Consider the following 25,206-nt stretch of genomic DNA (forward strand, 5'->3'; position numbering starts at 1 on the left):
GCGAAGGTGGTGCCCCTCCTCACCCAGCGTCAAGCGCCATTTTAGAAGATCGGCCATGCTTTCCATATTGCGAACATGCTCGTCGCGATCAGCACGACCGAGACCGCAAGCAGCAATGTACGCGGGCTGATGCGCTTCACGATGATCGCACCGAAAGGTGCGGCCACGACTCCGCCGATAATCATTCCCACCGTGGCAAGGCCGAACGCCTCGAAGCCCATGGTCAGGATGAAAGCGATCGACACCGACAGCGCAAGCAGGAATTCGGACGTGTTGACCGTCCCCACCGTCTTGGCAGGATCGCCGCCCTGTATAAGCAGGTTCGATGTGACTACCGGCCCCCAGCCGCCCCCGCCTGCCGCGTCCAGGAAGCCGCCGGCAAGGGCCAGCGGCCGTGTGGTCTTCGGATCCTCGAACGTGTGGTGATTAAGACGGAAAGCTTTTACAAACAGATAGATGCCAACGCCCGTCAGATACATCATCACGAAAGGCCGGGCGACGCTGGCATCGATGCTGCTGAGCAGATAGGCACCGATCACGCCGCCCGCGACGCCAAAGGGCACCAGCCGCTTGAACAAGCCCCAGTCCACGTTCTTCTGCCAGATATGGCTCGCGCCCGAGGCCCCGGTCGTGAAGACCTCTACCATGTGCGTGCTGGCCGATGCGGCGGCGGGCGGCATGCCCAGTAGGCTGACCAGCATAGTCTGCGAAATCACTCCGAACGCCATTCCCAGCGCGCCATCGACGATCTGAGCGGCGAAGCCGACCAGGATGAAAGGCAGAATGGCGCTGAGATCGAACCCGAAAATTTCCATGACACACACTCGCAAAGAAGCTGCGCCCGGATTTTTCGGCCGGTCGTGTCACTGCAAATAACGGGTTCTTCAGCGCACGGAAGTGGGAATCGCTTACCTCACGCGGAAAGCTCGGCGGTTGAACCAATTCACTTCTTTTCTCTCATGAGAAGTTCGGACGCGTTTTAAGGTGGGAGGCCGGTTGGTTATTCACCCACGCAAGCTCACCCTTCCCCCCGCGTGCCGTTCCAGCCGCCCGGCTATCTCCAGCTCCAGCAGAGCCAGCTGGACGGCCGCGGCCGCAGCGCCGGATTGGCGAATGATCTCATCCACCGCCACCGGTGCGGTCGTCAGGAGACTGGCGATGTCGGCAGGCTCCGCTTCGGCCAGCTCTTCTGGTGCGTAATCGAAGCTGATCGCCGGCTCGCGGAAGGTCGAACGCGGCGTGCCGTCGAAGTTCGACAGCAATTCGATCACGTCGGCGGGATCCTGCACCAGTACGGCGCCTTCGCGGATGAGGTGGTTGCAGCCATGGCTGCGTGCCTCCAGCGGGCTGCCGGGAATGGCCATCACCTCGCGCCCCGCCTCGCCCGCAAGTCGCGCGGTGATGAGGCTACCGGATTTCACCGCGGCCTCCACCACCAGCGTGCCGCCGCACAGCCCGGCGATGATGCGGTTGCGGCTGGGGAAATGGCTGCCGCGCGGTTCGGTGCCGGGCGGCTGTTCCGCGATCAGCAGGCCTTCGCTGGCGATCCGCTCCTGCAACGCGGCATGCTGCGGCGGATAAGCGATATCGATTCCGCTCGCGATCACGCCGACGGTCCCGGCCTTGCCGGGCCCCAGCGCGCCTTCGTGCGCCGCCCCGTCTATGCCACGCGCCAGGCCCGAAACGATGACGAAGCCGGCTTCCGCCAGCGCCCCGGCGAATTCGCGCGCCAGCTTGACCGCCGCCGCACTGGCATTGCGCGCGCCCACGATCGCCACGGAGGGGTTTGCCGCGAGCGCCGCATCGCCGCGCACCACCAGGATCGGCGGCGCGGTATCGAGTTCGGCCAGCAGCGGGGGATAGGTCGGCTGGTCGTGAAACAAATAGCGGGCACCCGCCTTGCGAACCGCCTCCACCTCGCGCTCGATTCGCTCTTTCGGGGCGGCGCTGTATTGTCGTCCGCCCTTGCGCGCCAGATCGGGAAGCCCCTCCAATGCGGCAACGGCGTCGCCGAAGCGGGCCAGCAGCTGGGTGTAGCTGACAGGTCCGATGTGGGGCGATCGCAAGAGGCGTATGCGCGCGAAAGCCTCTTCCTGGCTCAGCGCGGCGGCTGGCGCGTGCATCAGCCTTTCTTGCCGCCCACGCGGGGCTCCTCACCCCGAGAAAGCCGCCCGATGTTCTCGCGATGCAGCCACAGTACGATCGCCGCGATCACTACCAGAACCGGCACGAACTGCGGAAAGCCGAAAACGGCAGCGGCCAGCGCGGCGGCGATCACGGCGCACATCCCTGCCAGAGAACTGATGCGCGACACGGCAAGCACACCCAGCCAAACCAGCGCATAAGCCAGACCGATGGGCCAGCCGAGCCCGAAGCTGACCCCCGCATTGGTCGCCACGCCCTTGCCCCCCTTGAAGCCCAACCACACCGGGAAGCAGTGCCCCAGTACCGCGCCCAACGCGGCAGCAGGAACGGGGCCGGCCTGATCGAACAGCAGTTGCGGATCGTTGCTCGGGAAGAACTGCTTCACCAGCGCCACAGCCAGGAAGCCTTTCAGAAGGTCGAGCAGCAGCGTGAGCGCCGCGATTTTCTTGTTGCCGGTGCGCAGGACGTTGGTCGCGCCGATGTTGCCGCTGCCGATCTGCCGCACATCGCCGAGCCCGGCCGCCCGCGTCAGCAAAAGGCCGAAGGGGATCGAGCCAAGCAGATAGGCCGCAAAGAATGCAAGAAGCGTTGTCATTAGCGCTATCGCCCACGTCGTTCGCCCCGATCTTGTCGAAGACCGGCGCTTATCCTAGGCGCTGCATGTGACGAAAAACCAGGGGTTGGGCAATGCTCAGCTTCGCTTCGGGCCAGCCAAGCCTCCGGGGATCGAATTTTGCAGGCGCATTCCCCTATTCTCATGTTCGATTCCGGTGTGGGCGGGCTCACCGTTCTGGCCGAAGTGCGCAAGGCGTTGCCCGACGCCCCCGTGATCTATGCGGCCGATATCGCCGGACTTCCCTATGGCACCAAGACCGAGGCGGAGGTCGCTGCGCGGGTCTGCGGGCTCCTGGGCCGGATGGCGGAACGCTGGCATCCGCGCCTGATATGCATCGCCTGCAACACCGCCAGCACGATCGCCCTCGCCATGGTTCGCGACGTGCTGGAAGTGCCGATCGTCGGCACGGTACCGGCCATCAAACCCGCGGCGGCTATCACCAAAACGGGCGTCATCGGGCTGCTCGGCACGGAAGCGACCGTGCGCCAGGGGTATGTGGACCGGCTGGCGTCGGAATTTGCCGCGGGCAAGACATTGATCCGTCATGGCGCCAACGGACTGGTGACCCTGGCCGAAGCGAAACTGCGCGGCGAGATCGTCGCCCCCGATGCCCTCGCCGCCGAACTGGACGGCTTGCTGCGCCATCCGCAGGCGAAGGATCTCGACACGCTGGTACTCGCCTGCACGCATTTCCCTTTGCTGGAACTTGAACTGAGCGCCGCGTTCGGGGGCAGGACCGCCTTCGTCGATGGCGCAGCGGGCATTGCCCGCCGCATCGCGCATCTCACCAAGGGTCAGCCGTTCGCGCGTCCCAGCCCTGACCGTGCCGTGACCACAGGCGATCTCGTAGATTTCGAGCGGTTGTCGCCCGTGTTGGGGCAGTATGGTCTGGAAGAGCTGGAAATCTTCTGAGCGTTCTGCGAACGATTCGCAAAGATCGTTATGGTTTCTCCAACTGTTTCCCCTTAAGGGAGCCTCCTCCCCGAGCGGCCGGGAGGGGACGATCCGGCGCTCATGGTTACGAGGCTAGAGGCCCGCATGAATTACGATCATATCTTCGACCAGGCTATCGACCGCTTGCATGAAGAAGGGCGTTACCGCGTCTTCATCGATATTCTGCGCAACAAGGGCGCGTTCCCCAATGCGCGCTGCTTTGCGGGGCACAACGGGCCCAAGCCGGTCACGGTATGGTGTTCCAACGATTACCTCGCCATGGGTCAGCATCCCAAGGTCATCGCCGCCATGGAAGAGGCGCTGCACGATGTCGGCGCCGGAAGCGGCGGCACGCGCAACATTGGCGGCAACACGCATTACCATGTCGAACTGGAGCGCGAGCTTGCCGATCTGCACGGCAAGGAAGGTGCGCTGCTGTTCACCAGCGGCTACGTTTCCAACGACGCCACGCTTTCGACGCTCGCCAAGCTGCTCCCCGGCTGCGTGATCTTTTCCGATGAGCTCAACCATGCCAGCATGATTGCGGGCATCCGTAATGCCGGGTGCGAGAAGCGCGTCTTCCGCCACAACGACGTGGGCCATCTGGAAGAGCTGCTGGCTGCCGAGGATCCGTCCCGCGCCAAGCTGATCGCTTTTGAAAGCGTTTATTCGATGGATGGCGATGTCGCCCCGATCCACGCGATCTGCGACCTGGCGGAAAAGTACAACGCCCTCACCTATATCGATGAAGTCCATGCCGTCGGCATGTACGGCGCGCGGGGCGGCGGGATCTCCGAACGGGACGAAGCGGCGCACCGTATCGACATCATCGAAGGGACGCTGGGCAAGGCATTCGGCGTGATGGGTGGCTATATCGCTGCCGACACGCGGATCATCGACTGCATTCGCAGCTATGCGCCCGGCTTCATATTCACAACATCCTTAAGCCCGGTGCTGGCGGCAGGCGTCCTTGCTGCGGTGCGGCATCTCAAGTCATCGAGTGAGGAACGCGAGGGCCAGCAGCACGCTGCCCAGCGCCTCAAGACGATCCTTGCCGAACACGGTCTGCCGGTGATGGACAGCACGACCCATATCGTGCCCGTGATGGTGGGTGATCCCGTGCGGGCGAAGCGTATCAGCGATATCCTGCTGGCCGAGTACGGCGTCTATGTTCAGCCCATCAATTTTCCAACGGTTCCAAGGGGTACGGAGCGACTACGCTTCACCCCCGGGCCTGCGCATACGGAAGACATGATGGTCGATCTCGCCAGGGCGATGGCCGAAATATGGGACCGGCTGGAGATCACTTCGCGCGCTGCGGCCTGATCGACGCCGCCTGATCGATCGGTTGGGAGCCCGATGCGAGCGCAAATACGTGCCGTAAACTCCAACCGTCCCATGCTGGCACAGGTTGTTTTTGAAGCGCGTTTTCTCGCAGTTGCGATATTGTTTGTTCTTTCAAAATCCTAAAAATTCGCTATACGACTCGCAAAGCCGCATGGAGCCATGGGACTTGCTCCACGCTAAAGGTCGTATGTGAGTCTCGATTGTGAATGATTGAGGAAGGGTCTTCTATGTTCAAGAAAGTTGCTTTCGCGACCGCAGCTGCGGTTGCTCTCACTGCGGTTCCGGCATCCGCCGCCACCGTCATTTACACGTCTGGTTCGACAATCGGTCTTATTGCTGGCCCCGGGGGTAACTTCTCCGGTGGTTTCGAAGCCAGTGTCGTAACCGGCACGGGTGCACAAGCTGGTCCTAACTTCACGGCTACCTTCACCTTCGGCTCGCCCACCACGGGTTCGGCTGCGGGTTCGGCGATCAGCATCGCTCTTGGTAACCAGTCGAACATCAACTTCACTGGCGTGACGCTGAACGGCGTAACTGGCACCGTGCAGAACGGCCCGGTCGACACAGCAGTGGTGTTCGGTGCCCCAGTCACTTTCGGTGCAACCAACGAGCTCGTGTTGACTGGCCAGCTCAACCCGCCGAGCGGCATGGGTAACGGTTCTTTCGGTGGCAACGTGACCATCGCTGCCGTGCCTGAGCCGACCACCTGGGCCCTGTTCATCCTCGGCTTCGGCACGATCGGCGCAGCTCTGCGCCGCCGTAGCAGCCAGGTGCGCACTGCCAAGGCTGCGATCCGCTTCGCGTAATAGCGAAGTCGATTTGAAATGCGGGAAAGGGGGGCTTCGGCCCCCCTTTTTTGTTGTCGTCGGTTATTCCCCATCCCTTCCGTCAGCGAAGGTGTCGGACTTTTAACAAAGGCGCTGGTCACGATGATAAGTGCCCGCTCATCTGCCGTATTCACATCCTCACCTGCCCACGCACGAGAACGCTGCATTAGCCTTTAGGGATTGGCGGGGCCTTCTCGACCTAAATGCGACTCGTCCGGCAACCTCCAGTCCCATTTTGGAACTCCCGTATCTTGAGGCGTGCCATTTCCGGAACCATCTTCGGCCACCAAATTTTTCAGCTTGATCCTCCCCACACTTAGGGGGCCCGCCAAATCGCCTAGATCCCGTCATCGGACACATGAAATCGGAACAACCCGGGTACATCGTGTCGATGTGAGACACATTCGCGAATGCAGCATTTTTTTTGCGCTTTGCGAATAAAACTTGGGAACTGGCTAACGCGCCAAACATATCTTCGGTGGAGCCGGGAGGTTCCGCAGAAAAGAACATCAACCAGCTCGGTGGGTCGCTGCGTGGGAGCGGCTGTCGACGGCAATCAATCGGGATTGCCGCCCGTGGTCTTGCGCCTTTCGCGCACTCCGCGGGCGGTAAGCTCTTCGTTTTTGGAAGGAAACGACAATGAAGCTTACTCTTACAGCCATCGCACTCGCGGGCGCCGCAACCGCCCTCGCTGCCCCAGCCCACGCGGCAACGACAGTGTCCTATCCGGGCGGCTCGACCGTCGCGCTCTCCGCTTCACCGAGCGGCCAGACGCTGGTCGGCTCGTTCGCGGCCGAGGTCGCAGGCAGCGGCGATTTCAGCAGCACCTTTAGTTTCTCGGTACCGACCGCCGGCGTGGTTTCCATTGCCGGGATCTCGATCCTGTCCGGTCCTTCGAGCGATATCGATTTTACGAGCGGCCTCCTCGACAACACCATTCCCTTCAGCATCTCGAACGGTTTCATCGACATCGCCAATGTGGCGTTGCAGGCAATCGGCGCCGGGACTCACAGTTTCACCCTCAACGGGCAGCTCAAGGCTACTGGCACGACTGGAAAAGGCGGCTTCGGCGGTAACATCAGTTTCGCACAATCGGGCGCCGTTCCCGAGCCGACCACCTGGGCGCTCTTCATACTTGGTTTCGGGCTGATCGGTGGCGCTATGCGCCGGCAGACAACCCGCCATAGCAAGCTGCGCGCGGCGATCAGCTTCTCCTGATTTCATCGCTGAAATATCACGCTGCGGGGGGCTTTAGGGCCCCCCGTTCGCGTGTCTGCCTCAGGATAAGCGTCCCAAACAGGGACATGGTAAATTTACGATAAAGGTGCCGGAACAAACCTAACATTCATTCATAATGTGGGTGGAAGGCAGGTGGGAAGCCGGCCCAAAAAAACAATTTCCGCATGGCCCGCAACGGCGGGCTTTACGTTTATCGAATCCCTGGGTCGCATTCTGTTTTCAGACTTCTTCGTCGAAGCTTGTGAACAGGGTTTCCTTCGGGGTTTTGGAAGGGACTACCAATGAAGACATTTTTTGCTTCCAGCTTTATCGCTGCTGCGCTCTGCACCGCAGGCGCCGCGCAGGCCGCCACCACTGTTACTTACGACGAAGGTCCGGAAGTTGATCTGACCGCATCTGCCGATGGTTCCACCTACAGCGGTATCTTCGGCGCCACCATTGGCGGGGAAGGTGACTTCACCACCGAATTCTTCTTCGACGTTCCCGTGGCCGGCACCGTTTCGATCGCGGGCATCACCATCCTTTCCGATGCAGCGTCCAACCTGACCTTCACCGATGGCCTGCTGAACGGGACCACCCCTTTCACCATCACCAACGGCACGATCGATGTGGCGCAGCTGTTCCTCAAGCCAATCGCTGCGGGCCGTAACACCTTCACGCTCAACGGCACCTTCTCGCCTGCGACGGTCGACGGTGTCGGCGGGCTCGGCGGTAATGTCAGCTTCTCGGTTGGCGGAGCCGTTCCTGAACCTGCCACCTGGGGCCTGTTCATTCTCGGCTTCGGAGCCATCGGCGGCGTGATGCGCCGTCAGGCCCGGTCGAACACCGCCGCGCGCGGACGTATCAAGTTCGCTTGAACGCTTTGATCCGGCCGGGGAAACCCGGCCGGACCTTTTATACGGGGCGGCCCAGGCCGCCCCTTTTTTTGTGTCTTGCTTGGTACGAAGTCAGGGTCGGAGCGATCCGCGACGGCAGATCAGCGGAGGCTGACGACGTTGTCCCGGCGTTCCACCACGCGGCTGCCATCGTAAAGGCTCGCCATCGGTTCATCCTCGGCAATGACCCGTGGTGACGAACCGAAACCGTTGAAATCCGTCTTCATCGCCGCGCCATAGGCGCCGATCATTCCGATCTCGATGAAATCGCCCGCCTGAATGTCCGATGGAAGCGCGAAGGGCCCTTCCATGTAATCTGCATCATCGCAGGTCGGCCCGTAGAAGGCGAAATCCTCCAGCGACTTGATGAGATCGTCTTCCAGGGCGCGGACCGGGAACTTCCAGCCGACATGAGCGGCATCGAACAGGGCGCCGTAGGCCCCGTCATTGATGTAGAGTTCCTGCCCGCGGCGCTTCTCCACCTTCACGATCAACGAGCTGTATTCCGCAGAAAGCGCCCTGCCCGGCTCGCACCACAGTTCCGCGTTGTAGGCGATCGGCAGCGCTTCGAACTGCCGGTGGATGATCGCGAAGTAATCCTCGAGCGGCGGCGGCTCCATGCCGGGATAGACGCTGGGAAAGCCACCACCCACGTCGATCATGTCGATCACCACGCTGGCCTCGCCAATGGCGACGCGGGCACGCTCCAGCGCCTGCACGTACGCGAAAGGCGTCATCGCCTGGCTGCCGACGTGGAAGCAGATGCCCAGCCAGTCGGCATATTGGCGGCATGCCTGCAGCAGGCCCGGGGCCTCCGTCAGGTCGCAGCCGAACTTGCTGGCAAGGCTGAGCTCGGAATATTCGCTGGACACGCGCAGCCTGACGCACAGACGCAGGTCCTTCGCAGGTTCGCCATCTTCGTCGCGCGTGGCGGCGACGATCTTTTCCAGCTCTTCGACCGAATCGAGGCTGAAGGTCCGCACGCCATGATCGAAATAGGCTTCGCGGATTGCGCCCGGCGCTTTCACCGGGTGCATGAAGCACAGCACGGCCTGAGGCAGCGCGGCGCGGACCAGCCTGACCTCGGCAATGGAGGCGACGTCGTAATGCGTGATGCCATTGGCCCACAGCACCTCGATCAGATCCGGCGAGGGGTTGGCCTTTACCGCATATAGCGACTTGCCCGGAAACCGCTCGACGAAGAAACGCGCCGCGCGCGCCGCAGCGTGCGGGCGATTGACCAGGATCGGTTCGTCAGGCGCGAGGGCGCGAACTACAGACCGGGCGTCGGGATAGCTGGACAATTCAAGGGACCTCCGAACGGTTCGTTTTTCACAACTGCTGCCGTGCGGTTTGGAAGTCCCCCGATGGTCGGGGCCGGGCAGCGGAAGCGCGCATATAGGGCCGGCATGCTTAATCGCAAGTGAAAGTTTGGGCGCGCCCGAAAACGCCCGATTCTCTAGCCAAAACGCTCGCCACACGACCTCTGTTCCGGGCCGATAGGCTTTAACCGAACTCCCGCGATTCGCGTCGCACGCCCAGCCCGGTTCAGCTCAAGCGTGAACGGAAATCCTCGTATTCGAAGCTCCTCACCTGATCCAGCGCATCGGTCTCGCTGTCCCACAGCCAGATCGAGGGCAGCGGAACGCCGTTGAAGGTGTTTGTCTTGACCATCGAATAATGCGCCTGATCCAGAAAGGCGAAGCGCGCCCCCGGCTCGCAGGGCACGGGCAGGCGATAATCGCCGATCACGTCGCCCGCGAGGCACGACGGGCCCCCAAGGCGCACGGCATCACCCCGCCCGGCCTCTTCCTCGCCCAGCATCGCGGGGCGATAGGGCGCCTCGATCACGTCGGGCATGTGGCAGGTAGCCGACACGTCCGTGATCGCGACGGGCATGCCGTTGTATCCGGTGTCGAGCACCGTCCCCACCAGAATGCCGGCATCCAGCGCCACGGCTTCTCCGGGCTCGAGGTAGATCTCGGCCCCCGTATCCTCTTTCGCATCCCGCAGGAATTCGATCAGCTCCTCGCGCTGGTAATCGGCGCGGGTGATGTGATGTCCGCCGCCCATGTTGATCCATTTGAGCTGGCCGAACCATGGCTCGATCGCGTCGAATACCTTGTCCCAGGTTTGTTGCAGCGGCTCGAAATCCTGCTCGCACAGATTGTGGAAGTGAATGCCGTCGACCCCCTCCATGATTTCGGGCGTCAGCTGGTCGATGGGAAAACCCAGCCGGCTTCCGGGGCTGGAGGGGTCGTAGCGCGGCACCTCGCCCGTCGGCACTTGCGGGTTGATCCGCAGGCCGACGTCGAAATCATGGCCGGAACCGCGCGCGATCTCCATCAGCGGGGCATAGCGTTCCAGCTGGGCCGGCGAATTGAAGATCACGTGGTCCGACAGGCGGCAGACCTCCGCCAGCTCGTCCGGCTTGTAGGCGGCGCAGTAGGTGGCGATCTCGCCGTCGTAGAACTCGCTGGCCAACCGCGCTTCCCACAATCCGCTGGTGCACACCCCATCGAGATATTCACCGATAATCGGCGCCACCGACCACATGCTGAACGCCTTCAGCGCAGACAACACCTTGATCTCCGCCTCGTCGCGGATCTCCGCCAGTATCTGGCAATTGGCGCGCAGCCTGGCCGCGTCCACCACGAAGGCGGGGCTGTCCACGCGCCCCAGGTCGAAGCGCGCGAAGGCTCCGGGATCGCCGGCTCTCGTTTCCATTGTCAGGGACCTTCCATACTCAAATCGATCTTGGCCACCCGCCCCGCCTCGACATCGGCCATATATATCGCACCGCCCGGCCCCACCGCGAAATCGTGGCCGCGGCTGGGCCCGGACATGGGGCTGGCGTCGAGTGTGCGGTCGAGTTTCCAGTCCTTGCTCCATATGCGCAGGACCGCGCCTTCGCGGTCCTGCCCGTCGCGCCCCTCCAGCGTCGCCAGCATTCCCCCGCCCACGCGCTTGACCGCATAGGGGCGGCCGCCATCGGGCATCGGGACCGCCTTCACGAAGCCGCCGTCCAGATCGAACACCTCCACGCGTGCGTTCTCGCGGTCGGCGACCAGTATCGCCTGCCCGTTCAGCGCGATGGAATGCGGCACGGCGAACTGCCCCTTGCCGCTGCCCTCGCTGCCGAATTGGCCGATAAAGCTGCCATTCCTGTCGAAGATCGCCACGCGCCCGTTACGGTAGCCATCGGCAACCAAGACGCGGTCGCCATAGACGAGCACATCGGTCGGGCGGCCGAAATGGCTGGCATCGTCGCCGGTAACGCCGCGCGTGCCCAGCGTAAGTTCCAGCTTGCCGTCGGGCGAATAGCGATAGACCTGCTCGCGGGCGGCATCGGTGATCCATACCTTGCCCTCTTCATCCACCGAAAGGCCATGCGGCATTACGAATTGCCCGGCGCCCCAGCGATCGAGCAGCGCGCCGCTTTGCCCGTCGAAAACCAGCACGGTATCCTGAGCGATCGGTTCGGTCGGGAAGGGCTCGGCCCAGGCCCGGTCCCCCCGTTGCAGCACGAAGACGCGGTTCTGCTCATCGACATCGACCGCGGTTACCTGCCCCATCGCCACGCCCTCCACTCGCTGCGGCCAGGATGTATCGACGAAGGCGCGCGGCATCGGCTGCACGACAGGCTCCTCGGAACACCCCGCGATCAGTATCGCGGCCAGGCATGCCAGTGCGCGCGTCACGCCGTCAGCGCCGCCTCTATCGCGCGGCATGCCTCATCGCCGAAGCAGACCAGAACGATGCGGTCGAAAGCGTCCGGATGCTCATCCAGTTGGTTGCGGACCGTATCGACCGCGATCCGCGCGGCCTGGTCGGGCGGATAGCCGTAAATCCCGGTCGAGATCGCGGGGAACGCCACGGTCCGCGCTCCGATCTCCCGCGCACGCGCCAGCGAATTGCGATAACAGGCGGCCAGCAGGTCCGGCTCCCCGTTGTCGCCACCGCGCCACACCGGGCCGACCGTATGGATGATGTGGCTCGCGGGCAGGTCATAGCCCTTCGTCACCTTGGCCTCGCCGGTCTTGCACCCGCCCAGCAGGCGGCATTCGCGGACCAGCTCCATGCCCGCCGCGCGGTGTATCGCGCCATCGACCCCGCCCCCGCCCAGCAGCGAGGAATTGGCGGCGTTGACGATGGCATCGACATCCAGCTTCGTGATGTCGCCACGGTGGGTTTCGAGCACGGCGGTCATGGCGAGTGACGGAGAGCGAGTGCCCACCGCATCAAAAGTCGACCGGGCCGGACAGCTCCTCCACCTTCCACGGCAGGCCCTGGGTGTTCAGCATGTCCATGAAGGGATCGGGATCCAGCTCTTCCATGTTGAAGACGCCATCGCCTGTCCATTTGCCGGTTACCATCATCGCGCTGCCGATCATCGCGGGGACGCCGGTGGTATAGGACACCGCCTGGTTGCCGGTCTCCTCATAAGCCGCCTCGTGGCTGCAGATGTTGTTGATGTAGAAGGTCTTCTCACCCGATCCGTCAAGCGCTTCGCCCGTGGCGATCACCCCGATGTTGGTGTTGCCCTTGGTGGTTTCGCCCAGCGTTTCGGGCTTGGGAAGCACGGCGGCGAGGAATTGCAGGGGGATGATCTCCCTGCCCTGATATTTCACGGGGTCGATCCGCGTCATGCCCACGTTCTGCAGCACGGTGAGGTGCGTGATATAGGCATCGCCGAAGGTCATCCAGAAGCGCGCGCGCTCCAGCTCGGGCACGAATTTGGCGAGGCTCTCCAGCTCCTCGTGATACATCATGTACATGTTTTTCTTGCCCACGGCTTCGAAGTCGAATTCGACCTTCTTGCCCATGGCGGGCGTTTCCACGAACTCGCCGTTTTCCCAGTGGCGCGCGGGGGCGGTCACTTCGCGGATGTTGATTTCCGGATTGAAATTGGTGGCGAAATGCTGGCCGTGGTCGCCGCCGTTGCAGTCCAGGATATCGAGCTGGCGAATGGTCTTCAGCTTGTGCTTCTTCAGCCACATGGTGAAGACGCTGGTCACGCCCGGATCGAAGCCGGAGCCCAGCAGCGCCATCAGCCCGGCCTCCTTGAACCGGTCGTGGTACGCCCACTGCCACTTGTATTCGAACTTCGCCTCGTCCTTGGGCTCGTAATTCGCGGTGTCGAGATAGTTCACGCCCGCTTCCAGACACGCGTCCATGATCGGCAGATCCTGATAAGGAAGCGCCAGATTGACGACGAGGCTGGGCTGGATCTTGCGGATCAGGTTGACCATCGCCGGCACTTCCTCGGCGTCGATCTCGTAGGTTTTCACCTCCTGCCCGGTGCGATCCTTCACGGATGCGGCGATGTTGTCGCATTTGGTTTTCGTGCGGCTGGCGAGATGGATGTCGGAGAAGATCTCCGCATTCATGGCCATCTTGTGAACGCATACGCTGCTGACGCCGCCCGCGCCGATGACAAGGACTGTCGACATGTTTGCTCCCATGGAATTCAATGGCGCCCACATAGGTGAATGCTTGGCGTGGGCAAGTCGGTCCCGCCGATTTGGCTTTCCTACATGCATGCGATTTGCCTAGGCTTCGGCCATGCCTGTGCCTTGCCCTCATTCACTGCCCGCCGCGCGGTCCGATTGCTTCCTCACCGCGGCCTGGGTTTCGAGTCCCAGCATTGCGTCAATTGCGTCAACCCGGTGTCAACTTGAGCGGTCGCGGGCATGAGCGAATCGACCATGCCCAGCGAAGCCGGCGTGCACGCCGCCGCCGCCTCCATCGCGCAGATTCTGCCGCCGACACCGCTTTTGCCGGTCGAAATCGGCGGCGTTCGTTGCTGGGCGAAAGCGGAAACGCTGCAACCGGTGGGGGCCTTCAAGATTCGCGGAGGCTGGTGGCGCCTGTCCAATCTGCCCGAAAATGAACGGGCGCGCGGCGTGGTCGCGGTATCCAGCGGCAATCACGCGCAAGGCGTCGCCTGGGCGGCGCGGCGGCTGGGCATTCCCGCCGTCATCGTGATGCCGCGCGATGCGCCGAAGGTGAAGCTGGAGGCAACCCGTGCGCTGGGTGCAGAAATCGTGCTCTACGAGCGCCCCGGCGAGGACCGCGATGAAGTCGCGGCGCGCGTGCTCGAGGAACGCGGCGGTACGCTGGTTCACGCTTTCGGCGACCCTTGGGTGATCGAGGGGCAAGGCAGCGCGGGGATCGAGATCACCGAACAGCTCGGCGCGCAGCCCAGCCGCATTCTCGTTTGCTGCGGGGGCGGAGGGCTCGCGGCGGGGCTTGCCCTCGCCTGCCCCGACGCGGCGATCGTGCCGGTCGAGCCCGAAGGTTGGGACATGGTGGGGCAGGCGGTGCGCAGCGGCGAGATCGTGCGCGTGGCAGCCGATGCACCCGCCACCATTTGCGATGCGCTGCGCCCCGACGCGACCAAGCCGATCAATCTCGCCGTTCTGAAGGACCGGGCTGGCCCCTGCCTCGCCGTGTCGGACGAAAAGATCCGCGCCGCGCAGCGCTTCGCCTTTTCCGCGCTCAATCTGGTGGTCGAACCGGGGGGCGCCGCGGCGTTGGCGGCGGCGCTGGCGGGCAAGGTGGCAATCGACGCTTCCACCGTCATCATGCTGACGGGCGGTAACACCGACGCGGAAAGCTTCGCCAAGACCATCACCGATCTGTAAGGATCACCGCCGTCAAACTGCGTTGCGATTGACAATGCAAATACCCCGGCGCAGCATCGCTTCCGGGGGCCGAACCAGGGGAGAGAATTTCATGCAGGCACAAATGCTCGCACCCGCCGCCGTGCTGGTGGCGTGGTCGCTGATAATGCTGATCTGGATGGCGGGGACGCGCCTTCCGGCGATGAGCAAGGCCGGCGGGGGACTGGGCAAGGCCAAGCCCGGCGGACGTGGGCAGGATCTGGAAGGGGTCCTGGACGATCGCGTGAACTGGAAGGCGCATAATTACGCCCATCTGATGGAACAGCCCACGCTATTCTATGCCGTCAGCCTGATCATCGCCCTGCTCGGCGCTGCGGCAGGCGACATGGTTGCGGCCTGGATCTATGTGGTGGTGCGTATCGTCCATTCGATCTGGCAGGCGACGGTCAACGTGGTGTCGGTGCGCTTCCTGCTGTTCTTGCTCTCCACCGTCGCGTTGATCTATCTCGCCTACCGCGCCGTGGCACTGACCCTGTTCGCGGATCTGACCACCCTGTGATGGCCCCGATGACGGGGATGGAGATCCTGAAACCCGTCATCGTCCTGCTCGCCTGGACGATGGTGATGTGGGTGTGGATGTATGCCACGCGGCTGCCGGCGATGCGCAGCTCAAACGATGTCGACCCGACGACGAAGGTCGGCGGCACGGGTCGCCAGCTCGACGACATCCTGCCCGAACGGGTCCAGTGGATCGCGCACAATTACAATCACTTACACGAAGCGCCCACTCTTTTTTACGCGGTAGCGCTGGTGCTGGCGGTCGTTGGACAGGGTGACGGGGCGAATGCCGTCATCGCATGGATATATGTCGGCCTCAGGATCGCACACTCGCTGGTGCAAGCCACGGTCAACCGGGTACTCGTTCGCTTCGCCCTGTTCGCGCTATCGACGTTGGCGCTGTTCGCCTTGATCCTGCACGCGGCGATGGCGGTTTTCGCCTGGCACTGAGCGGCGGGCGTTACTCCGCCGCTTCGGCGTGCCCGTCCAGTTCCACTTCCAGCCCGGCGATGTAGCGTTCCGCGTCGAGCGCGGCCATGCATCCCGTGCCCGCTGCGGTCACCGCCTGGCGATAGACCTGGTCCATCACGTCGCCGCAGGCGAACACGCCGGGGATCGCGGTGCGCGGCGTGCCGGGTTCGACCACGACGTAACCACCATCGTCCAGTTCCAGCTTGCCTTGGAAAAGCTCGGTCGCGGGGGCATGGCCGATGGCGACGAAGGCGCCGTCCACCGCGAAATCCTCGTCCGCGCCAATCTCCATATTGCGCAGGACCAGATGGGTCAGCCCCCCAGCCAGCGGATCGCCGGCGAAGCGTTCCACCACGTGATTCCACTTTACCGAGATCTTGGGATGCTTGAACAGCCGGTCCTGCAGGATACGCTCTGCCCGCAACTCGTCCCGGCGATGGATCAGGGTGACGTGTTCGGCATGGTTGGTAAGGTACAGCGCTTCTTCCACCGCCGTGTTGCCGCCGCCGATCACCGCCACCTTCTTGCCGCGATAGAAGAACCCGTCGCAGGTGGCGCAGGCGCTCACGCCCTTGCCGCCCAGCTCCATCTCCCCCGGCACGCCCAGCCACTTGGCCTGCGCGCCGGTAGCGATCACCAGCGCATCGGCGACATATTCGTCGCCGCTGTCGCCGATCGCCCGGAACGGCGGGCCCTTGTCCAGCTCGACCTCGACGATGGTGTCCCACATCATCCGCGTGCCGACATGCTCTGCCTGGGCCTTCATTTCTTCCATCAGCCAGGGGCCCTGAATCACGTCGCGAAAGCCGGGATAGTTCTCGACATCGGTGGTGATGGTCAGCTGCCCGCCGGGTTGAAGGCCCTGCACCAGGATCGGCTCCATCATGGCGCGCGCCCCGTAGATGGCGGCGGAATAGCCGGCCGGGCCGGAACCGATGATCAGAAGCTTGGTACGATGCGTGGCCATGTCGGGCGATCCTGCTGGGAAACTGAAACGGCGCCGATATGGGACGCCGCCCGCCCAATGTCACGCCACCAGCCGGTCCCGCAACCTCTGCCGCAGGGTGTCGTCCACACCTATCCGGTCCTCCAGCCAGGCATCGAGCGAACCATGGCCCTCTCGCACGGTTTGGTGGAAGCGGGTCAGGTAGTCCTCGTGAACTTCCAGCAGGGCGCGGATCGCGCTCTCGTCCAGCTTGCGGCCCAGCCGCTGCTCGATGCCGGGGACAGACTGGTCGCGCAGCACCGCCAGCGTGGGCGCGCTGTTGGTGCGCAGGAATTCCGCCATCTGGTCCTGCGGGCTGACCCCAAGGATATGCAGAAGCAGCGTGGCGGCGATCCCGGTGCGGTCCTTGCCGGCAAAGCAATGCACCAGGCTGGCGCCGTCCCGTTCGGCCAGGATCCCGAGATAGCGCGCGAACATGTCCTGCATCGCCGGGTTGTCAGGCATGCGCGTATAGACCGCCATCATCCGCTCGCGCGCATATTCCGCCGTGGTGACGCTTTCGTCCACATCCATGTGCGGGGGCGAGGAGGAGGTCTCGCCATCGTAGAACAGCACTTCGCCGGAAAAGCCTTCCACCCTGCGGCAGGGGTTGCGTTCGCGCTCGCTGGTGCCGCGCAGGTCGATCACGGTGCGTATGTCGAGCGCGCCGATCAGAACCAGGTCCTCGTCCGTCGCGCCGACATGCTGGCCGGAACGAAACAGCAGGCCGCGGCGGACCTGCCCGCCCCCGTCCGTGCGCCATCCGCCATAGTCGCGGAAATTGTGAATACCCTCGGTGGCGAGAAACGGTCTGGCGTCGGAGATAGCGGTCATTCCTCGATGCTAAGCAGGTAAAGTTGCCGAACGGCGTCGATCGGTTCGATCTTTTCGCCGCTTTCCCGATGCCAGAATGTCCAGCCATTGCAACTCGGCGCGTCCTGCAAGGCCTTGCCCAGCGCATGGATGCTGCCGGTTTGTTTTTCGTACGACAGCGATCCGTCGGCGCGCACGGTGGCCGTCCAGCGACGCTTCTTGTCGAACAGCTGCGTGCCCGGTGGAATCAGCCCCGCCTCCACCAGCGCACCGAAGGCGACCTTGGGCGCGGAACGGCCCGCCTGCATCGTGGCGAGCGCGCTTTCGTCGAGCGGCAGCTCGCGTTCGATCCGGGCGTAAGCCGCCTCGCGATAGCCGCCTTCGCGTTCGCAGCCGATCCATTCGCGGCCCAACCGCTTCGCCACCGCTCCGGTGGTGCCGGTGCCGAAAAAGGGATCGAGCACGACATCGCCCCTCTCGGTCGTGGCGAGCAGCACGCGATAGAGCAGCGCCTCCGGCTTCTGGGTCGGGTGGACCTTGTGCCCGCCCTCCTTCAGCCGCTCCTGCCCGCCGCAGATCGGGATCACCCAGTCGCTGCGCATCTGAAGCTCGTCATTCAGCGTCTTCATGGCGCGATAGTTGAAGTGGTAGCGCGCCTTTTCTCCCTGGCTCGCCCACAGCAGCGTCTCGTGCGCATTAGTGAAGCGCGTGCCCTTGAAGTTGGGCATGGGGTTCGATTTGCGCCAGACGATGTCGTTGAGGATCCAGAAGCCGAGGTCCTGAAGGATCGCGCCGACGCGATAGATGTTGTGATAGCTGCCGATGACCCACAGCGCGCCGTCTGGCTTGAGGACGCGCTTCGCCTCGGTCAGCCATGCCTTCGTGAACGTGTCGTAGGTCTCGAAACTGGCGAACCGGTCCCAATCGTCGGTGACGGCATCAACCGCGCTGCCATCAGGCCGCGCGAGATCGCCGCCGAGCTGCAGGTTGTAGGGCGGATCGGCAAAGACCAGGTCGACCGACTTGTCGGGCAGCGCGCGCATCGCGGCCACGCAATCGCCGGGCAGGATCTGCCCCAGCGGCAATTCTACCGCAGTTTCGAGGACGCGCGTCCTCACCTCGGTGGTTTCGATAACCCCCATGCCATCCCCTGTTTTCAGTCACACTTATCCACAGGGTGAGTCCAAGCGCCGGGACAGTCAAGACGAAACCCGGCGGTTGCATGAATCGCATCGCCGGTTCCTCAGGTGGAACAGACAGAGTCCCCGACAAGATGTTGAGCCCGCGTCGGAATGCGGCACCCCAAATCATGCGGGTGTGGCGCGGAAGACTCAGACGGGTGGGGATTTGGTAATGCGGCCGAACCGCGGATCAGGCGGGGGCGAGGCCGGGGTCGACGCCCGTCAGTTCGATCGACTTGTCCCACAGCTTGCGTGCGAGCTCCGGGTCCCGAGCGCGCGCCGTCGCGAAGGCTCTTCCCGATTTGCTCCCGGATGCTTCGCCCAGCCCATAGGGTCCATAGTAATCCCCGCCGTTCGCATCGGGATCGGTCGCCGCCTGAAGTGCAGGCAGCGCCCCCTGCCGGGCGTCATTCAGCAGCAGTCCGACCAGATGCCCCGCGATCTTCAACGGGCCGAGGTGGCGCATCAACTCGGTCTGCGCGATCCCGGGATGGCACGCAATCGCCGCGACGGGCGAATTGGCAGCGCGCAGACGCCGGTCCAACTCCATCGCAAACAGCAGGTTCGCCAGCTTGCTCTGATTGTAGAACCGCTGGCGTGCATAGCCTTGGGCGCCATCCAGATTGTCGAAGTCGATCCGGCCGCCACGGTGGGCCAGGCTGGACTGGACGACGACCCTACCCCCGCCATCCGCCGCCAGCTTGTCCAGCATCAGCGCGGTGAAGGCGAAGTGCCCGAGGTGATTGACGGCAAATTGCGATTCGGCGCCACCCGTCCCGTTCGATAGCGGCGGCATCATGATCCCGGCATTGTTGATCAGCAGATCGATCCGCTGCTCCTTGGCCGCCGTTTCCGCCGCGTTGCGGACCGACGCGATATTGGCGAGATCGAGATGGAGATAATCCACATCGACACGCTCCGGCCCGTCCGAAATCCTGTGCCGGGCCTCGTCGGCCTTGTCGCCGTCCCGGCATGCGAGCAGCACCCGTGCACCCTTGCGGGCCAGTTCGCGGGCGATCTCCAGCCCGATGCCCGTATTAGCCCCGGTAACGATGGCGGTCTTACCGCTCTGGTCGGGAATGGCGGCAAAACCGAAACTCATGCGAACATCTCCAGCTGCGCGACCGGAGCGAAGCTGCGGCGGTGCAGCGGGCTCGGCCCGTACCTACGCAATGATTCAAGATGCGCGGGCGTTCCGTAGCCCATGTTGCGGTCCCACCCGTAATGCGGATGCGCCGCATGATAGCCGCGCATCAAGCGGTCGCGGTGTTCCTTGGCGAGGATCGATGCGGCCCCGATGCATTTCTCCTTCGCATCGCCCCCCACGATCGCCCGCGCCGGCCAGCGCCAATCCGGCGTGCGACCGTGGGGCGTCAGGTTGCCATCCACCAGCACCGCCTCCGGCTCGCAATCGAGGGTGGCAACCACCCGCGAAACGGCCAATGTCATCGCCAGCATGGTTGCCTGAAAGATATTCATCCGGTCGATGGCCTCGACATCGACGACGCCGATGCCCCAGGCACAGCGGCGCAGAATGCGCGGCTCCAGCAGGGCGCGCTTTTCCCCGGACAGCTTCTTGGAATCGTCCAGCCCCGCGACGCAGGGCTTGCACAGCACCACCGCGGCCGCGACCACGGGCCCGGCCAACGGCCCGCGACCGGCCTCGTCCACGCCGACGATAATCGGCGCGGCACCAAGCCCGGTTTCGGGCGTTCCAGCGTGCATGATCAAACCATCCATGACCGCCGCCATCCTATTCCCTGCTCTCGCTCTCGCAAGCTGCGGATCGGGAACCATGGGGGAAAACACCGCGCAATCGACGCCCGCCCCCTCTACGAGCACCGCGGACAACGGCGGGGACGTGTCCTTCGCGATGGAGGAACTGGCCCGCTTCGATGAACCCTGGGCTGCCGACTTCGCGCCCGGCACCAACACGCTGTTCGTGACCGAGAAAGCCGGAACGCTGCGGTTCTTCGACATGGCCACGAAGCGCATGGGCACGGTGACGGGCACTCCGCAAGTGGATTACGGGGGCCAGGGCGGCCTGGGCGATATCGTCTTTCTTCCTTCGGAGGCCAACAGCACGATCAGCCGTCGCACGATCTACCTGAGCTGGGCCGAAGCGGGCCCTGGCGATACGCGCGGCGCCGCCGTCGGGCGCGGGACGCTGGTCTGCGATGGGGCGGACAGCTGCCGTATCGAAGGGCTCAACGTCATCTGGCGCCAGCCCAAGGTGAGCGGCAGGGGCCATTATTCCCACCGTCTCGCGATCAGCCCAGATGGCAAATATCTGTACGTCGCCAGCGGCGATCGGCAAAAGATGGACCCTGCGCAGGATACGTCCAACAATCTCGGCTCCATCGTACGTCTGAACCTCGACGGGACTCCTGCGCCCGGCAACACCTTTGCCGGACAGGCCGGCAAGGCACAGGATATCTGGAGTTATGGCCATCGCAACACCTTGGGCCTCGCCTTCGATGCGCAGGGGCGGCTCTGGAACCTCGAACACGGGCCCGCCGGGGGTGACGAGATCAATTTAATCGAAAAGGGGAAGAATTACGGGTGGCCCATCGTCTCCAATGGCGATCATTACGATGGCAAGCCCATCCCCAACCATTCAACGCGCCCCGAATTCGCCACTCCGGCCATCAGCTGGAACCCCGTGATCGCACCGGGGGACTTCATGTTCTACAATGGCGATATGTTTCCCGCGCTGAAGGGCCAGGCGATTATCGGAGCCATGAAGCCGACGGCACTGGTGCGGGTCGCCTTCGATGGAACCTCCGCACGCGAGGTGGCCCGTACTCCCATGGACCGGCGCATCCGCGAAGTGGTCGAAGCACCGGACGGCGCGATCCTGCTGCTGGAGGACAAGGAGGGCGCTCGTCTCTGGCGCCTCACGCCCGAATAATCGCAATCGACAGGCCGGATCGCGCGCATTAACGCGGCGCCCCGTATGGCGACCATAGTGCCCCTTTCCGCGATAGAGCCCCCGCTCGTCGAAGAGCTGCTGGATGCGGCGTTCGGGGACGGGCGCCACGCGCGCACCGCCTATCGCATTCGCACCGGCATGGACTGGCTCCCGGCGCTGAGCTTCGCCGCGCTGGACGATGACGACTATCTGGTCGCCAGTATTCAGCTCTGGCCGGTGGCGCTGACCGATGCGGATGGGCGACCGCACCCCCTGCTGATGGTTGGGCCCGTCGCGGTCGCGCCGGGACGCCAGGGCGAAGGCTATGGCAAGGCGCTGATGGCCACCAGCCTGGGCGCGATTTCGGGAAAGGCGCCGCTGCCGCAGGTGCTGATCGGCGATCTCGACTATTATGGCCGCTGGGGCTTTTCCGCCGAGCATACCGGCGGCTGGCGCTGCCCCGGTCCGTGGGATCGGGAGCGGCTGCTGGTCCGCTGCGAAAACCCCGCCGTACTTCCGCGCGAAGGGATGCTGGGCCCTTGGAGCGAAGCGCCAATTCTGGCACCGCAGACACGTGCCCTATAACCCCCCGCCCGAACTTGCCGGACTGAGCCTGGCCGAAGTCGCCGAAGCGGTGGCCGCGCGGCGTCTTCCGCCTCTTGAAAAGTGGAGCCCCGACCATGTCGGAGACAGCCACATGCGCATCGGCGCCGACGGGCGCTGGTATCACGAGGGCAGCCCGATCTCCCGCCCCGCCATGGTGCGCGCCTTCGCCAGCCTCCTGATCCGCGATGATGGCGGGCAGCACTGGCTGGTGACGCCGCAGCAGAAGCTGAGCATCGTGGTGGAGGACGCGGCCTTCATCGCGGTGGATTGCGTGGAGCGTGATGGCGCATTGATCTTCCGCCTCAACACCGACGATCTGGTGGTGGCCGGTGCCGACCATCCGATCACGGCCCGCGGCGATGCCGAAACCCCCGCAATCTATCTGGCGGTCCGCCACGGCTGCGAAGCGCGGCTGGACCGGTCAACCTGGTTGCAGCTTGCCGAGATCGCCCTGTCGCAGGGGGACGGCGCGCATGTTTCCAGCGGTGGATCGAGCTTCGCCCTCCTCCCGGCATGAGCGCGCTGTTCGACCGCCTTTCGCAGTTGTTCGAGCAGGGACATGCCCGGGACGTGGGTGAGTTGTTGTCCGATCGGCGTTTTGCCGATGCCGGTCGGACGGCGGATGCGGCGGTTCTGATCGCCGTGACCGATCGCTCCGATCCCGGCGTCATCCTGACGCAGCGCCCGCGCACCATGCGCGACCATCCGGGCCAGGTGGCCTTTCCCGGTGGCAAGCTGGAAGCGGGAGAAGATGCGGTGACCGCCGCCCTTCGGGAGGCGCGCGAAGAACTGGCGATGGATCCTGCCGAAGTCCGCGTGGTGGGCACCACCGACCGTTACCAGACGGGCACCGGGTTCGACATTACTCCGGTCCTCGCCGTGGTGCCTCCGGACCTTCCGCTACAGGCGCATCCGCGCGAGGTGGAAAGCTGGTTCGAAGCGCCGCTTTCGCTGCTCATGGACGAGCGCAACTGGCAGACCAATTCGGCAGTCTGGAAGGGGGCGGAGCGGCACTACTATGAAATGGATCACGCAGGCTACCGCATCTGGGGCGTGACGGCAGCGATCTGCGCCAACCTGTCGCGCCGCCTGGCCTGGGTGGGGCAGGACTGAACCGATGGCGACATTGCTCCCCGACGCCCCCTGGACCCGCCGCGAAGGACTAGCGCTGCTGACCCGCACCTTGGGCGCGGAGCAGATCCGCTGGGTCGGCGGGGCGGTGCGCGATACGCTGCTGGGGCACGAGATCTACGACGTCGATTGCGCTACGCGGCTGCTGCCCGGCGCGGTGATCGACCGCTGCCGGGAAGCGGGCATCCGTACAGTGCCGACCGGGATCGATCACGGCACGATCACCGCGGTGCTCGAAGATGGTCCGGTGGAAATCACCACGATCCGCCGCGATGTCGAAACCGATGGCCGCCGGGCCACCATCGCCTTCGCGGACGACTGGAGCGAGGACGCCGCCCGGCGCGATTTCACCATCAACGCGCTCTACGCCCACCCCGAAACGCGCGAGATCAGCGATTACTTCGGCGGACTGGACGATATGGCGGCGCACCGGGTGCGGTTCATCGGCGATGCCGAAACGCGCATCCGCGAAGATCATCTGCGCATCCTGCGCTATTTCCGCTTCCAGGCGCGCTTCGGGGACGAGATCGATCCCGAGGCTCTGGCGGCATGCGCGAATCTGGCCGGCACGCTCAAGGGCCTCAGCCGCGAGCGGATCGGGGGAGAGATGCTTACTCTGCTCGCGCTGCCCGATCCGGCACCGACCGTGGCCATCATGGCGCAGGCAGGGGTGCTCGCCGTCGTCTTGCCCGAAGCGCGCGGACGCGGGATCGCCTCGCTCGAGCGGCTGATCGCCTGCGAACAGGCACAAGGTGCAAACTTCGAAGCATTGCGCCGCCTCGCCGCGCTCATCCCCCCCGTCCGCTCTCTTGCAGAGACCGTCGCCGCGCGCTTTCGCCTGTCCCGGCAGCAGCGCGCCCGGCTCGTCTGCGCGGCGGAGCGCTGCGATGATGACAACCGGGACCCGCGCGCGCTCGCCTACCGCGAAGGGATGGCCTGCGCGCACGACCGACTGCTGCTGCTGGGCGCGGACACCGCACCGCTGGACGATTGGGACATTCCAAACTTCTCGCTGAAAGGTGGAGAGATCGTGGCCCGAGGCGTCGCGGCGGGGCCCTCGGTGGCCCGCGTGCTTCAGGCGGTGGAGGGGCGCTGGGTCGCCGAAGGCTTCCCCGGACGCCAGCGGATCGACGTTCTGCTGGACGAAGAAATCGCCCGTATTTGAAGCGCTTCAGCTTCGCTTAATGCGGACGATGACATAAACCGGGCTCGAGGTTGCCAAACGGGGCCTCGTTTGGAATACTCCCCGTCGCGGGTCCCGGGGCGCCATGCCGCGTGCCGATCCCGCTCCGACAATCCATTCCTGGCCCGGCGCGCTTCCGGCGTGTTGCGGCACCGACTGTATCAAAAAAGCTACCGGAGATTATCACAATGAACATCGCGAAGCTGGCAATTGCCGCCCTCGCCCTGTCCGCCGCACCTGCCTTCGCCGCTCCCGGCGATGTCGAAGTGGGCGCCACCGTCTATGGCCCGCAAGGCGAACCGGTCGGCAAGATCGTGAGCGTCGCAAACGGTCAGGCCGTGCTCGACACGGGCAAGCACAAGGTTCCGCTGGGCGTGGACATGTATGGCAAGGGTGAAACCGGCCCGACCATCACCGTGACCAAGGTTCAGCTCGATACCATGGTCGATCAGCAGATGGCCGCCGCCAATGCCAAGCGCGACGCTGCGCTGATCCCCGGTGCCACGGTTATGACCGCCGACGGTGCCGCGCTGGGCACCGTGGCCGAAGTCGATGGCGACCAGATCGTGATCGATCGCCCCGACGATGCCGGCAAGGTCAACCTGCTGCGCGAATATTTCGCCGCCACCGATGCCGGCGTCACCGCGCGGCTGACCATGGCGCAGATCGAGGAAGCCCTCGCCGCGCAGGGCACCGCCGGAGCCGCTGCCGACGCTTCGTAATTTTCTCGATCAGAGTGCATTGAAGGAAGCCCCGCCC

The 25,206-nt window shown here is 64.2% G+C and carries 27 protein-coding genes; 14 read left to right on the forward strand and 13 right to left on the reverse strand.

Annotated elements, in window-relative coordinates:
• Positions 1-41 precede the first annotated feature (41 nt).
• The 3 genes from ACFDTG_RS01605 to plsY form a co-directional block, all read right to left on the reverse strand.
• A complete protein-coding gene (locus ACFDTG_RS01605) occupies positions 42-815 on the reverse strand; it encodes a sulfite exporter TauE/SafE family protein (protein WP_375289334.1) in 774 nt (257 codons plus the stop codon).
• Between the two features lie 189 nt (positions 816-1,004).
• Complete coding sequence (gene dprA, locus ACFDTG_RS01610; RefSeq protein WP_375289335.1) at positions 1,005-2,123, reverse strand: DNA-processing protein DprA; 1,119 nt, start codon at positions 2,121-2,123, stop codon at positions 1,005-1,007.
• Positions 2,123-2,740 carry a glycerol-3-phosphate 1-O-acyltransferase PlsY gene (plsY, locus tag ACFDTG_RS01615; RefSeq protein WP_375289336.1) on the reverse strand — a complete coding sequence of 206 codons (618 nt, stop codon included), beginning with the start codon at positions 2,738-2,740 and terminating at the stop codon, positions 2,123-2,125. Before plsY ends, dprA begins: the two co-directional genes overlap by 1 nt.
• Before the next feature lie 162 nt (positions 2,741-2,902).
• Between plsY and murI the strand changes: the two genes are divergently transcribed.
• The 5 genes from murI (at position 2,903) to ACFDTG_RS01640 (ending at position 7,964) form a co-directional block, all read left to right on the forward strand.
• Positions 2,903-3,673, forward strand: coding sequence for a glutamate racemase (gene murI, locus ACFDTG_RS01620; RefSeq protein ID WP_375289337.1), 771 nt, complete (start codon positions 2,903-2,905; stop codon positions 3,671-3,673).
• 126 nt (positions 3,674-3,799) lie between these two features.
• Complete coding sequence (gene hemA, locus ACFDTG_RS01625) at positions 3,800-5,020, forward strand: 5-aminolevulinate synthase (protein ID WP_375289338.1); 1,221 nt, start codon at positions 3,800-3,802, stop codon at positions 5,018-5,020.
• Positions 5,021-5,268: 248 nt separating this feature from the next.
• The gene (locus tag ACFDTG_RS01630; RefSeq protein WP_375289339.1) at positions 5,269-5,847 is read left to right on the forward strand and encodes an FxDxF family PEP-CTERM protein; all 579 of its coding nucleotides are present in this window, start codon (positions 5,269-5,271) and stop codon (positions 5,845-5,847) included.
• A 660-nt stretch (positions 5,848-6,507) separates the two neighbouring features.
• A complete protein-coding gene (locus ACFDTG_RS01635; RefSeq protein WP_375289340.1) occupies positions 6,508-7,086 on the forward strand; it encodes an FxDxF family PEP-CTERM protein in 579 nt (192 codons plus the stop codon).
• Positions 7,087-7,388: 302 nt separating this feature from the next.
• Complete coding sequence (locus tag ACFDTG_RS01640; protein WP_375289341.1) at positions 7,389-7,964, forward strand: FxDxF family PEP-CTERM protein; 576 nt, start codon at positions 7,389-7,391, stop codon at positions 7,962-7,964.
• 119 nt (positions 7,965-8,083) lie between these two features.
• Here ACFDTG_RS01640 and ACFDTG_RS01645 read toward each other — a convergent pair whose 3' ends face one another.
• From ACFDTG_RS01645 to ACFDTG_RS01665, 5 genes are all read right to left on the reverse strand, one after another.
• Positions 8,084-9,286 carry a type III PLP-dependent enzyme gene (locus ACFDTG_RS01645; protein ID WP_375289342.1) on the reverse strand — a complete coding sequence of 401 codons (1,203 nt, stop codon included), beginning with the start codon at positions 9,284-9,286 and terminating at the stop codon, positions 8,084-8,086.
• 244 nt (positions 9,287-9,530) lie between these two features.
• A complete protein-coding gene (locus ACFDTG_RS01650; protein ID WP_375289343.1) occupies positions 9,531-10,709 on the reverse strand; it encodes a carboxynorspermidine decarboxylase in 1,179 nt (392 codons plus the stop codon).
• A 2-nt stretch (positions 10,710-10,711) separates the two neighbouring features.
• On the reverse strand, positions 10,712-11,713 hold the full coding sequence (locus ACFDTG_RS01655; protein ID WP_375289344.1) for a peptidyl-alpha-hydroxyglycine alpha-amidating lyase family protein: 1,002 nt from the start codon (positions 11,711-11,713) through the stop codon (positions 10,712-10,714).
• Positions 11,680-12,192: an O-acetyl-ADP-ribose deacetylase gene (locus tag ACFDTG_RS01660; protein WP_375289345.1), complete on the reverse strand. Its 513-nt coding sequence runs from the start codon at positions 12,190-12,192 to the stop codon at positions 11,680-11,682. Before ACFDTG_RS01660 ends, ACFDTG_RS01655 begins: the two co-directional genes overlap by 34 nt.
• 31 nt (positions 12,193-12,223) lie before the next feature.
• Positions 12,224-13,435: a saccharopine dehydrogenase family protein gene (locus ACFDTG_RS01665; protein ID WP_375289346.1), complete on the reverse strand. Its 1,212-nt coding sequence runs from the start codon at positions 13,433-13,435 to the stop codon at positions 12,224-12,226.
• A 240-nt stretch (positions 13,436-13,675) separates the two neighbouring features.
• Between ACFDTG_RS01665 and ACFDTG_RS01670 the strand changes: the two genes are divergently transcribed.
• The 3 genes from ACFDTG_RS01670 (at position 13,676) to ACFDTG_RS01680 (ending at position 15,616) form a co-directional block, all read left to right on the forward strand.
• Positions 13,676-14,629 carry a threonine/serine dehydratase gene (locus ACFDTG_RS01670; RefSeq protein ID WP_375289347.1) on the forward strand — a complete coding sequence of 318 codons (954 nt, stop codon included), beginning with the start codon at positions 13,676-13,678 and terminating at the stop codon, positions 14,627-14,629.
• Positions 14,630-14,720: 91 nt separating this feature from the next.
• Positions 14,721-15,167, forward strand: coding sequence for an MAPEG family protein (locus tag ACFDTG_RS01675; protein WP_375289348.1), 447 nt, complete (start codon positions 14,721-14,723; stop codon positions 15,165-15,167).
• 8 nt (positions 15,168-15,175) lie between these two features.
• Positions 15,176-15,616, forward strand: coding sequence for an MAPEG family protein (locus ACFDTG_RS01680; RefSeq protein WP_375289427.1), 441 nt, complete (start codon positions 15,176-15,178; stop codon positions 15,614-15,616).
• 10 nt (positions 15,617-15,626) lie between these two features.
• Here the strand turns inward: ACFDTG_RS01680 and trxB are convergent, their stop codons facing one another.
• The 5 genes from trxB to ACFDTG_RS01705 all read right to left on the reverse strand — a co-directional run bounded on the left by trxB (position 15,627) and on the right by ACFDTG_RS01705 (position 20,356).
• Positions 15,627-16,604 carry a thioredoxin-disulfide reductase gene (gene trxB, locus ACFDTG_RS01685; protein ID WP_375289349.1) on the reverse strand — a complete coding sequence of 326 codons (978 nt, stop codon included), beginning with the start codon at positions 16,602-16,604 and terminating at the stop codon, positions 15,627-15,629.
• Between the two features lie 60 nt (positions 16,605-16,664).
• Positions 16,665-17,456 (reverse strand): tyrosine-protein phosphatase, encoded by a 792-nt coding sequence (locus ACFDTG_RS01690; protein WP_375289350.1) that lies wholly within the window; start codon positions 17,454-17,456, stop codon positions 16,665-16,667.
• Positions 17,453-18,577, reverse strand: coding sequence for a site-specific DNA-methyltransferase (locus ACFDTG_RS01695; RefSeq protein ID WP_375289351.1), 1,125 nt, complete (start codon positions 18,575-18,577; stop codon positions 17,453-17,455). The genes ACFDTG_RS01690 and ACFDTG_RS01695 overlap by 4 nt, the downstream gene beginning before the upstream one ends.
• Before the next feature lie 229 nt (positions 18,578-18,806).
• Positions 18,807-19,718 (reverse strand): oxidoreductase, encoded by a 912-nt coding sequence (locus ACFDTG_RS01700; protein ID WP_375289352.1) that lies wholly within the window; start codon positions 19,716-19,718, stop codon positions 18,807-18,809.
• Positions 19,715-20,356, reverse strand: coding sequence for a ribonuclease HII (locus ACFDTG_RS01705; RefSeq protein WP_375289353.1), 642 nt, complete (start codon positions 20,354-20,356; stop codon positions 19,715-19,717). Before ACFDTG_RS01705 ends, ACFDTG_RS01700 begins: the two co-directional genes overlap by 4 nt.
• On the opposite strand from ACFDTG_RS01705, the gene ACFDTG_RS01710 reads away from it, so the two are divergent.
• The 6 genes from ACFDTG_RS01710 (at position 20,355) to ACFDTG_RS01735 (ending at position 25,169) form a co-directional block, all read left to right on the forward strand.
• The gene (locus tag ACFDTG_RS01710) at positions 20,355-21,527 is read left to right on the forward strand and encodes a PQQ-dependent sugar dehydrogenase (protein WP_375289354.1); all 1,173 of its coding nucleotides are present in this window, start codon (positions 20,355-20,357) and stop codon (positions 21,525-21,527) included. The genes ACFDTG_RS01705 and ACFDTG_RS01710 overlap by 2 nt on opposite strands.
• Positions 21,528-21,572: 45 nt before the next feature.
• Positions 21,573-22,112 carry a GNAT family N-acetyltransferase gene (locus ACFDTG_RS01715; RefSeq protein WP_375289355.1) on the forward strand — a complete coding sequence of 180 codons (540 nt, stop codon included), beginning with the start codon at positions 21,573-21,575 and terminating at the stop codon, positions 22,110-22,112.
• Positions 22,102-22,650, forward strand: coding sequence for a DUF1285 domain-containing protein (locus ACFDTG_RS01720; RefSeq protein WP_375289356.1), 549 nt, complete (start codon positions 22,102-22,104; stop codon positions 22,648-22,650). The genes ACFDTG_RS01715 and ACFDTG_RS01720 overlap by 11 nt, the downstream gene beginning before the upstream one ends.
• Complete coding sequence (locus ACFDTG_RS01725; RefSeq protein ID WP_375289357.1) at positions 22,647-23,246, forward strand: CoA pyrophosphatase; 600 nt, start codon at positions 22,647-22,649, stop codon at positions 23,244-23,246. Before ACFDTG_RS01720 ends, ACFDTG_RS01725 begins: the two co-directional genes overlap by 4 nt.
• Before the next feature lie 4 nt (positions 23,247-23,250).
• On the forward strand, positions 23,251-24,429 hold the full coding sequence (locus ACFDTG_RS01730) for a CCA tRNA nucleotidyltransferase (protein ID WP_375289358.1): 1,179 nt from the start codon (positions 23,251-23,253) through the stop codon (positions 24,427-24,429).
• 206 nt (positions 24,430-24,635) lie between these two features.
• The gene (locus ACFDTG_RS01735; protein WP_375289359.1) at positions 24,636-25,169 is read left to right on the forward strand and encodes a hypothetical protein; all 534 of its coding nucleotides are present in this window, start codon (positions 24,636-24,638) and stop codon (positions 25,167-25,169) included.
• Positions 25,170-25,206 lie beyond the last annotated feature (37 nt).

The sequence above is a fragment of the Qipengyuania sp. genome, assembly GCF_042095715.1.
Lineage (GTDB): Bacteria > Pseudomonadota > Alphaproteobacteria > Sphingomonadales > Sphingomonadaceae > Qipengyuania.

What these genes read in the sequence shown, in the direction of transcription:
- dprA (WP_375289335.1), bottom strand. Translation starts at nt 2,123, where the DNA reads ATGCACGCGCCAGCCGCCGCGCTGAGCCAGGAAGAGGCTTTCGCGCGC.
- ACFDTG_RS01635 (WP_375289340.1), top strand. Translation starts at nt 6,508, where the DNA reads ATGAAGCTTACTCTTACAGCCATCGCACTCGCGGGCGCCGCAACCGCC.
- ACFDTG_RS01705 (WP_375289353.1), bottom strand. Translation starts at nt 20,356, where the DNA reads ATGGATGGTTTGATCATGCACGCTGGAACGCCCGAAACCGGGCTTGGT.
- ACFDTG_RS01640 (WP_375289341.1), top strand. Translation starts at nt 7,389, where the DNA reads ATGAAGACATTTTTTGCTTCCAGCTTTATCGCTGCTGCGCTCTGCACC.
- ACFDTG_RS01605 (WP_375289334.1), bottom strand. Translation starts at nt 815, where the DNA reads ATGGAAATTTTCGGGTTCGATCTCAGCGCCATTCTGCCTTTCATCCTG.
- ACFDTG_RS01700 (WP_375289352.1), bottom strand. Translation starts at nt 19,718, where the DNA reads ATGAGTTTCGGTTTTGCCGCCATTCCCGACCAGAGCGGTAAGACCGCC.
- ACFDTG_RS01670 (WP_375289347.1), top strand. Translation starts at nt 13,676, where the DNA reads ATGAGCGAATCGACCATGCCCAGCGAAGCCGGCGTGCACGCCGCCGCC.
- ACFDTG_RS01690 (WP_375289350.1), bottom strand. Translation starts at nt 17,456, where the DNA reads ATGACCGCTATCTCCGACGCCAGACCGTTTCTCGCCACCGAGGGTATT.
- ACFDTG_RS01715 (WP_375289355.1), top strand. Translation starts at nt 21,573, where the DNA reads ATGGCGACCATAGTGCCCCTTTCCGCGATAGAGCCCCCGCTCGTCGAA.
- murI (WP_375289337.1), top strand. Translation starts at nt 2,903, where the DNA reads ATGTTCGATTCCGGTGTGGGCGGGCTCACCGTTCTGGCCGAAGTGCGC.
- ACFDTG_RS01650 (WP_375289343.1), bottom strand. Translation starts at nt 10,709, where the DNA reads ATGGAAACGAGAGCCGGCGATCCCGGAGCCTTCGCGCGCTTCGACCTG.
- ACFDTG_RS01725 (WP_375289357.1), top strand. Translation starts at nt 22,647, where the DNA reads ATGAGCGCGCTGTTCGACCGCCTTTCGCAGTTGTTCGAGCAGGGACAT.
- ACFDTG_RS01655 (WP_375289344.1), bottom strand. Translation starts at nt 11,713, where the DNA reads ATGCCGCGCGATAGAGGCGGCGCTGACGGCGTGACGCGCGCACTGGCA.
- trxB (WP_375289349.1), bottom strand. Translation starts at nt 16,604, where the DNA reads ATGGCCACGCATCGTACCAAGCTTCTGATCATCGGTTCCGGCCCGGCC.
- ACFDTG_RS01710 (WP_375289354.1), top strand. Translation starts at nt 20,355, where the DNA reads ATGACCGCCGCCATCCTATTCCCTGCTCTCGCTCTCGCAAGCTGCGGA.
- ACFDTG_RS01665 (WP_375289346.1), bottom strand. Translation starts at nt 13,435, where the DNA reads ATGTCGACAGTCCTTGTCATCGGCGCGGGCGGCGTCAGCAGCGTATGC.
- plsY (WP_375289336.1), bottom strand. Translation starts at nt 2,740, where the DNA reads ATGACAACGCTTCTTGCATTCTTTGCGGCCTATCTGCTTGGCTCGATC.
- ACFDTG_RS01695 (WP_375289351.1), bottom strand. Translation starts at nt 18,577, where the DNA reads ATGGGGGTTATCGAAACCACCGAGGTGAGGACGCGCGTCCTCGAAACT.
- ACFDTG_RS01680 (WP_375289427.1), top strand. Translation starts at nt 15,176, where the DNA reads ATGACGGGGATGGAGATCCTGAAACCCGTCATCGTCCTGCTCGCCTGG.
- ACFDTG_RS01735 (WP_375289359.1), top strand. Translation starts at nt 24,636, where the DNA reads ATGAACATCGCGAAGCTGGCAATTGCCGCCCTCGCCCTGTCCGCCGCA.
- hemA (WP_375289338.1), top strand. Translation starts at nt 3,800, where the DNA reads ATGAATTACGATCATATCTTCGACCAGGCTATCGACCGCTTGCATGAA.
- ACFDTG_RS01660 (WP_375289345.1), bottom strand. Translation starts at nt 12,192, where the DNA reads ATGACCGCCGTGCTCGAAACCCACCGTGGCGACATCACGAAGCTGGAT.
- ACFDTG_RS01675 (WP_375289348.1), top strand. Translation starts at nt 14,721, where the DNA reads ATGCAGGCACAAATGCTCGCACCCGCCGCCGTGCTGGTGGCGTGGTCG.
- ACFDTG_RS01630 (WP_375289339.1), top strand. Translation starts at nt 5,269, where the DNA reads ATGTTCAAGAAAGTTGCTTTCGCGACCGCAGCTGCGGTTGCTCTCACT.
- ACFDTG_RS01730 (WP_375289358.1), top strand. Translation starts at nt 23,251, where the DNA reads ATGGCGACATTGCTCCCCGACGCCCCCTGGACCCGCCGCGAAGGACTA.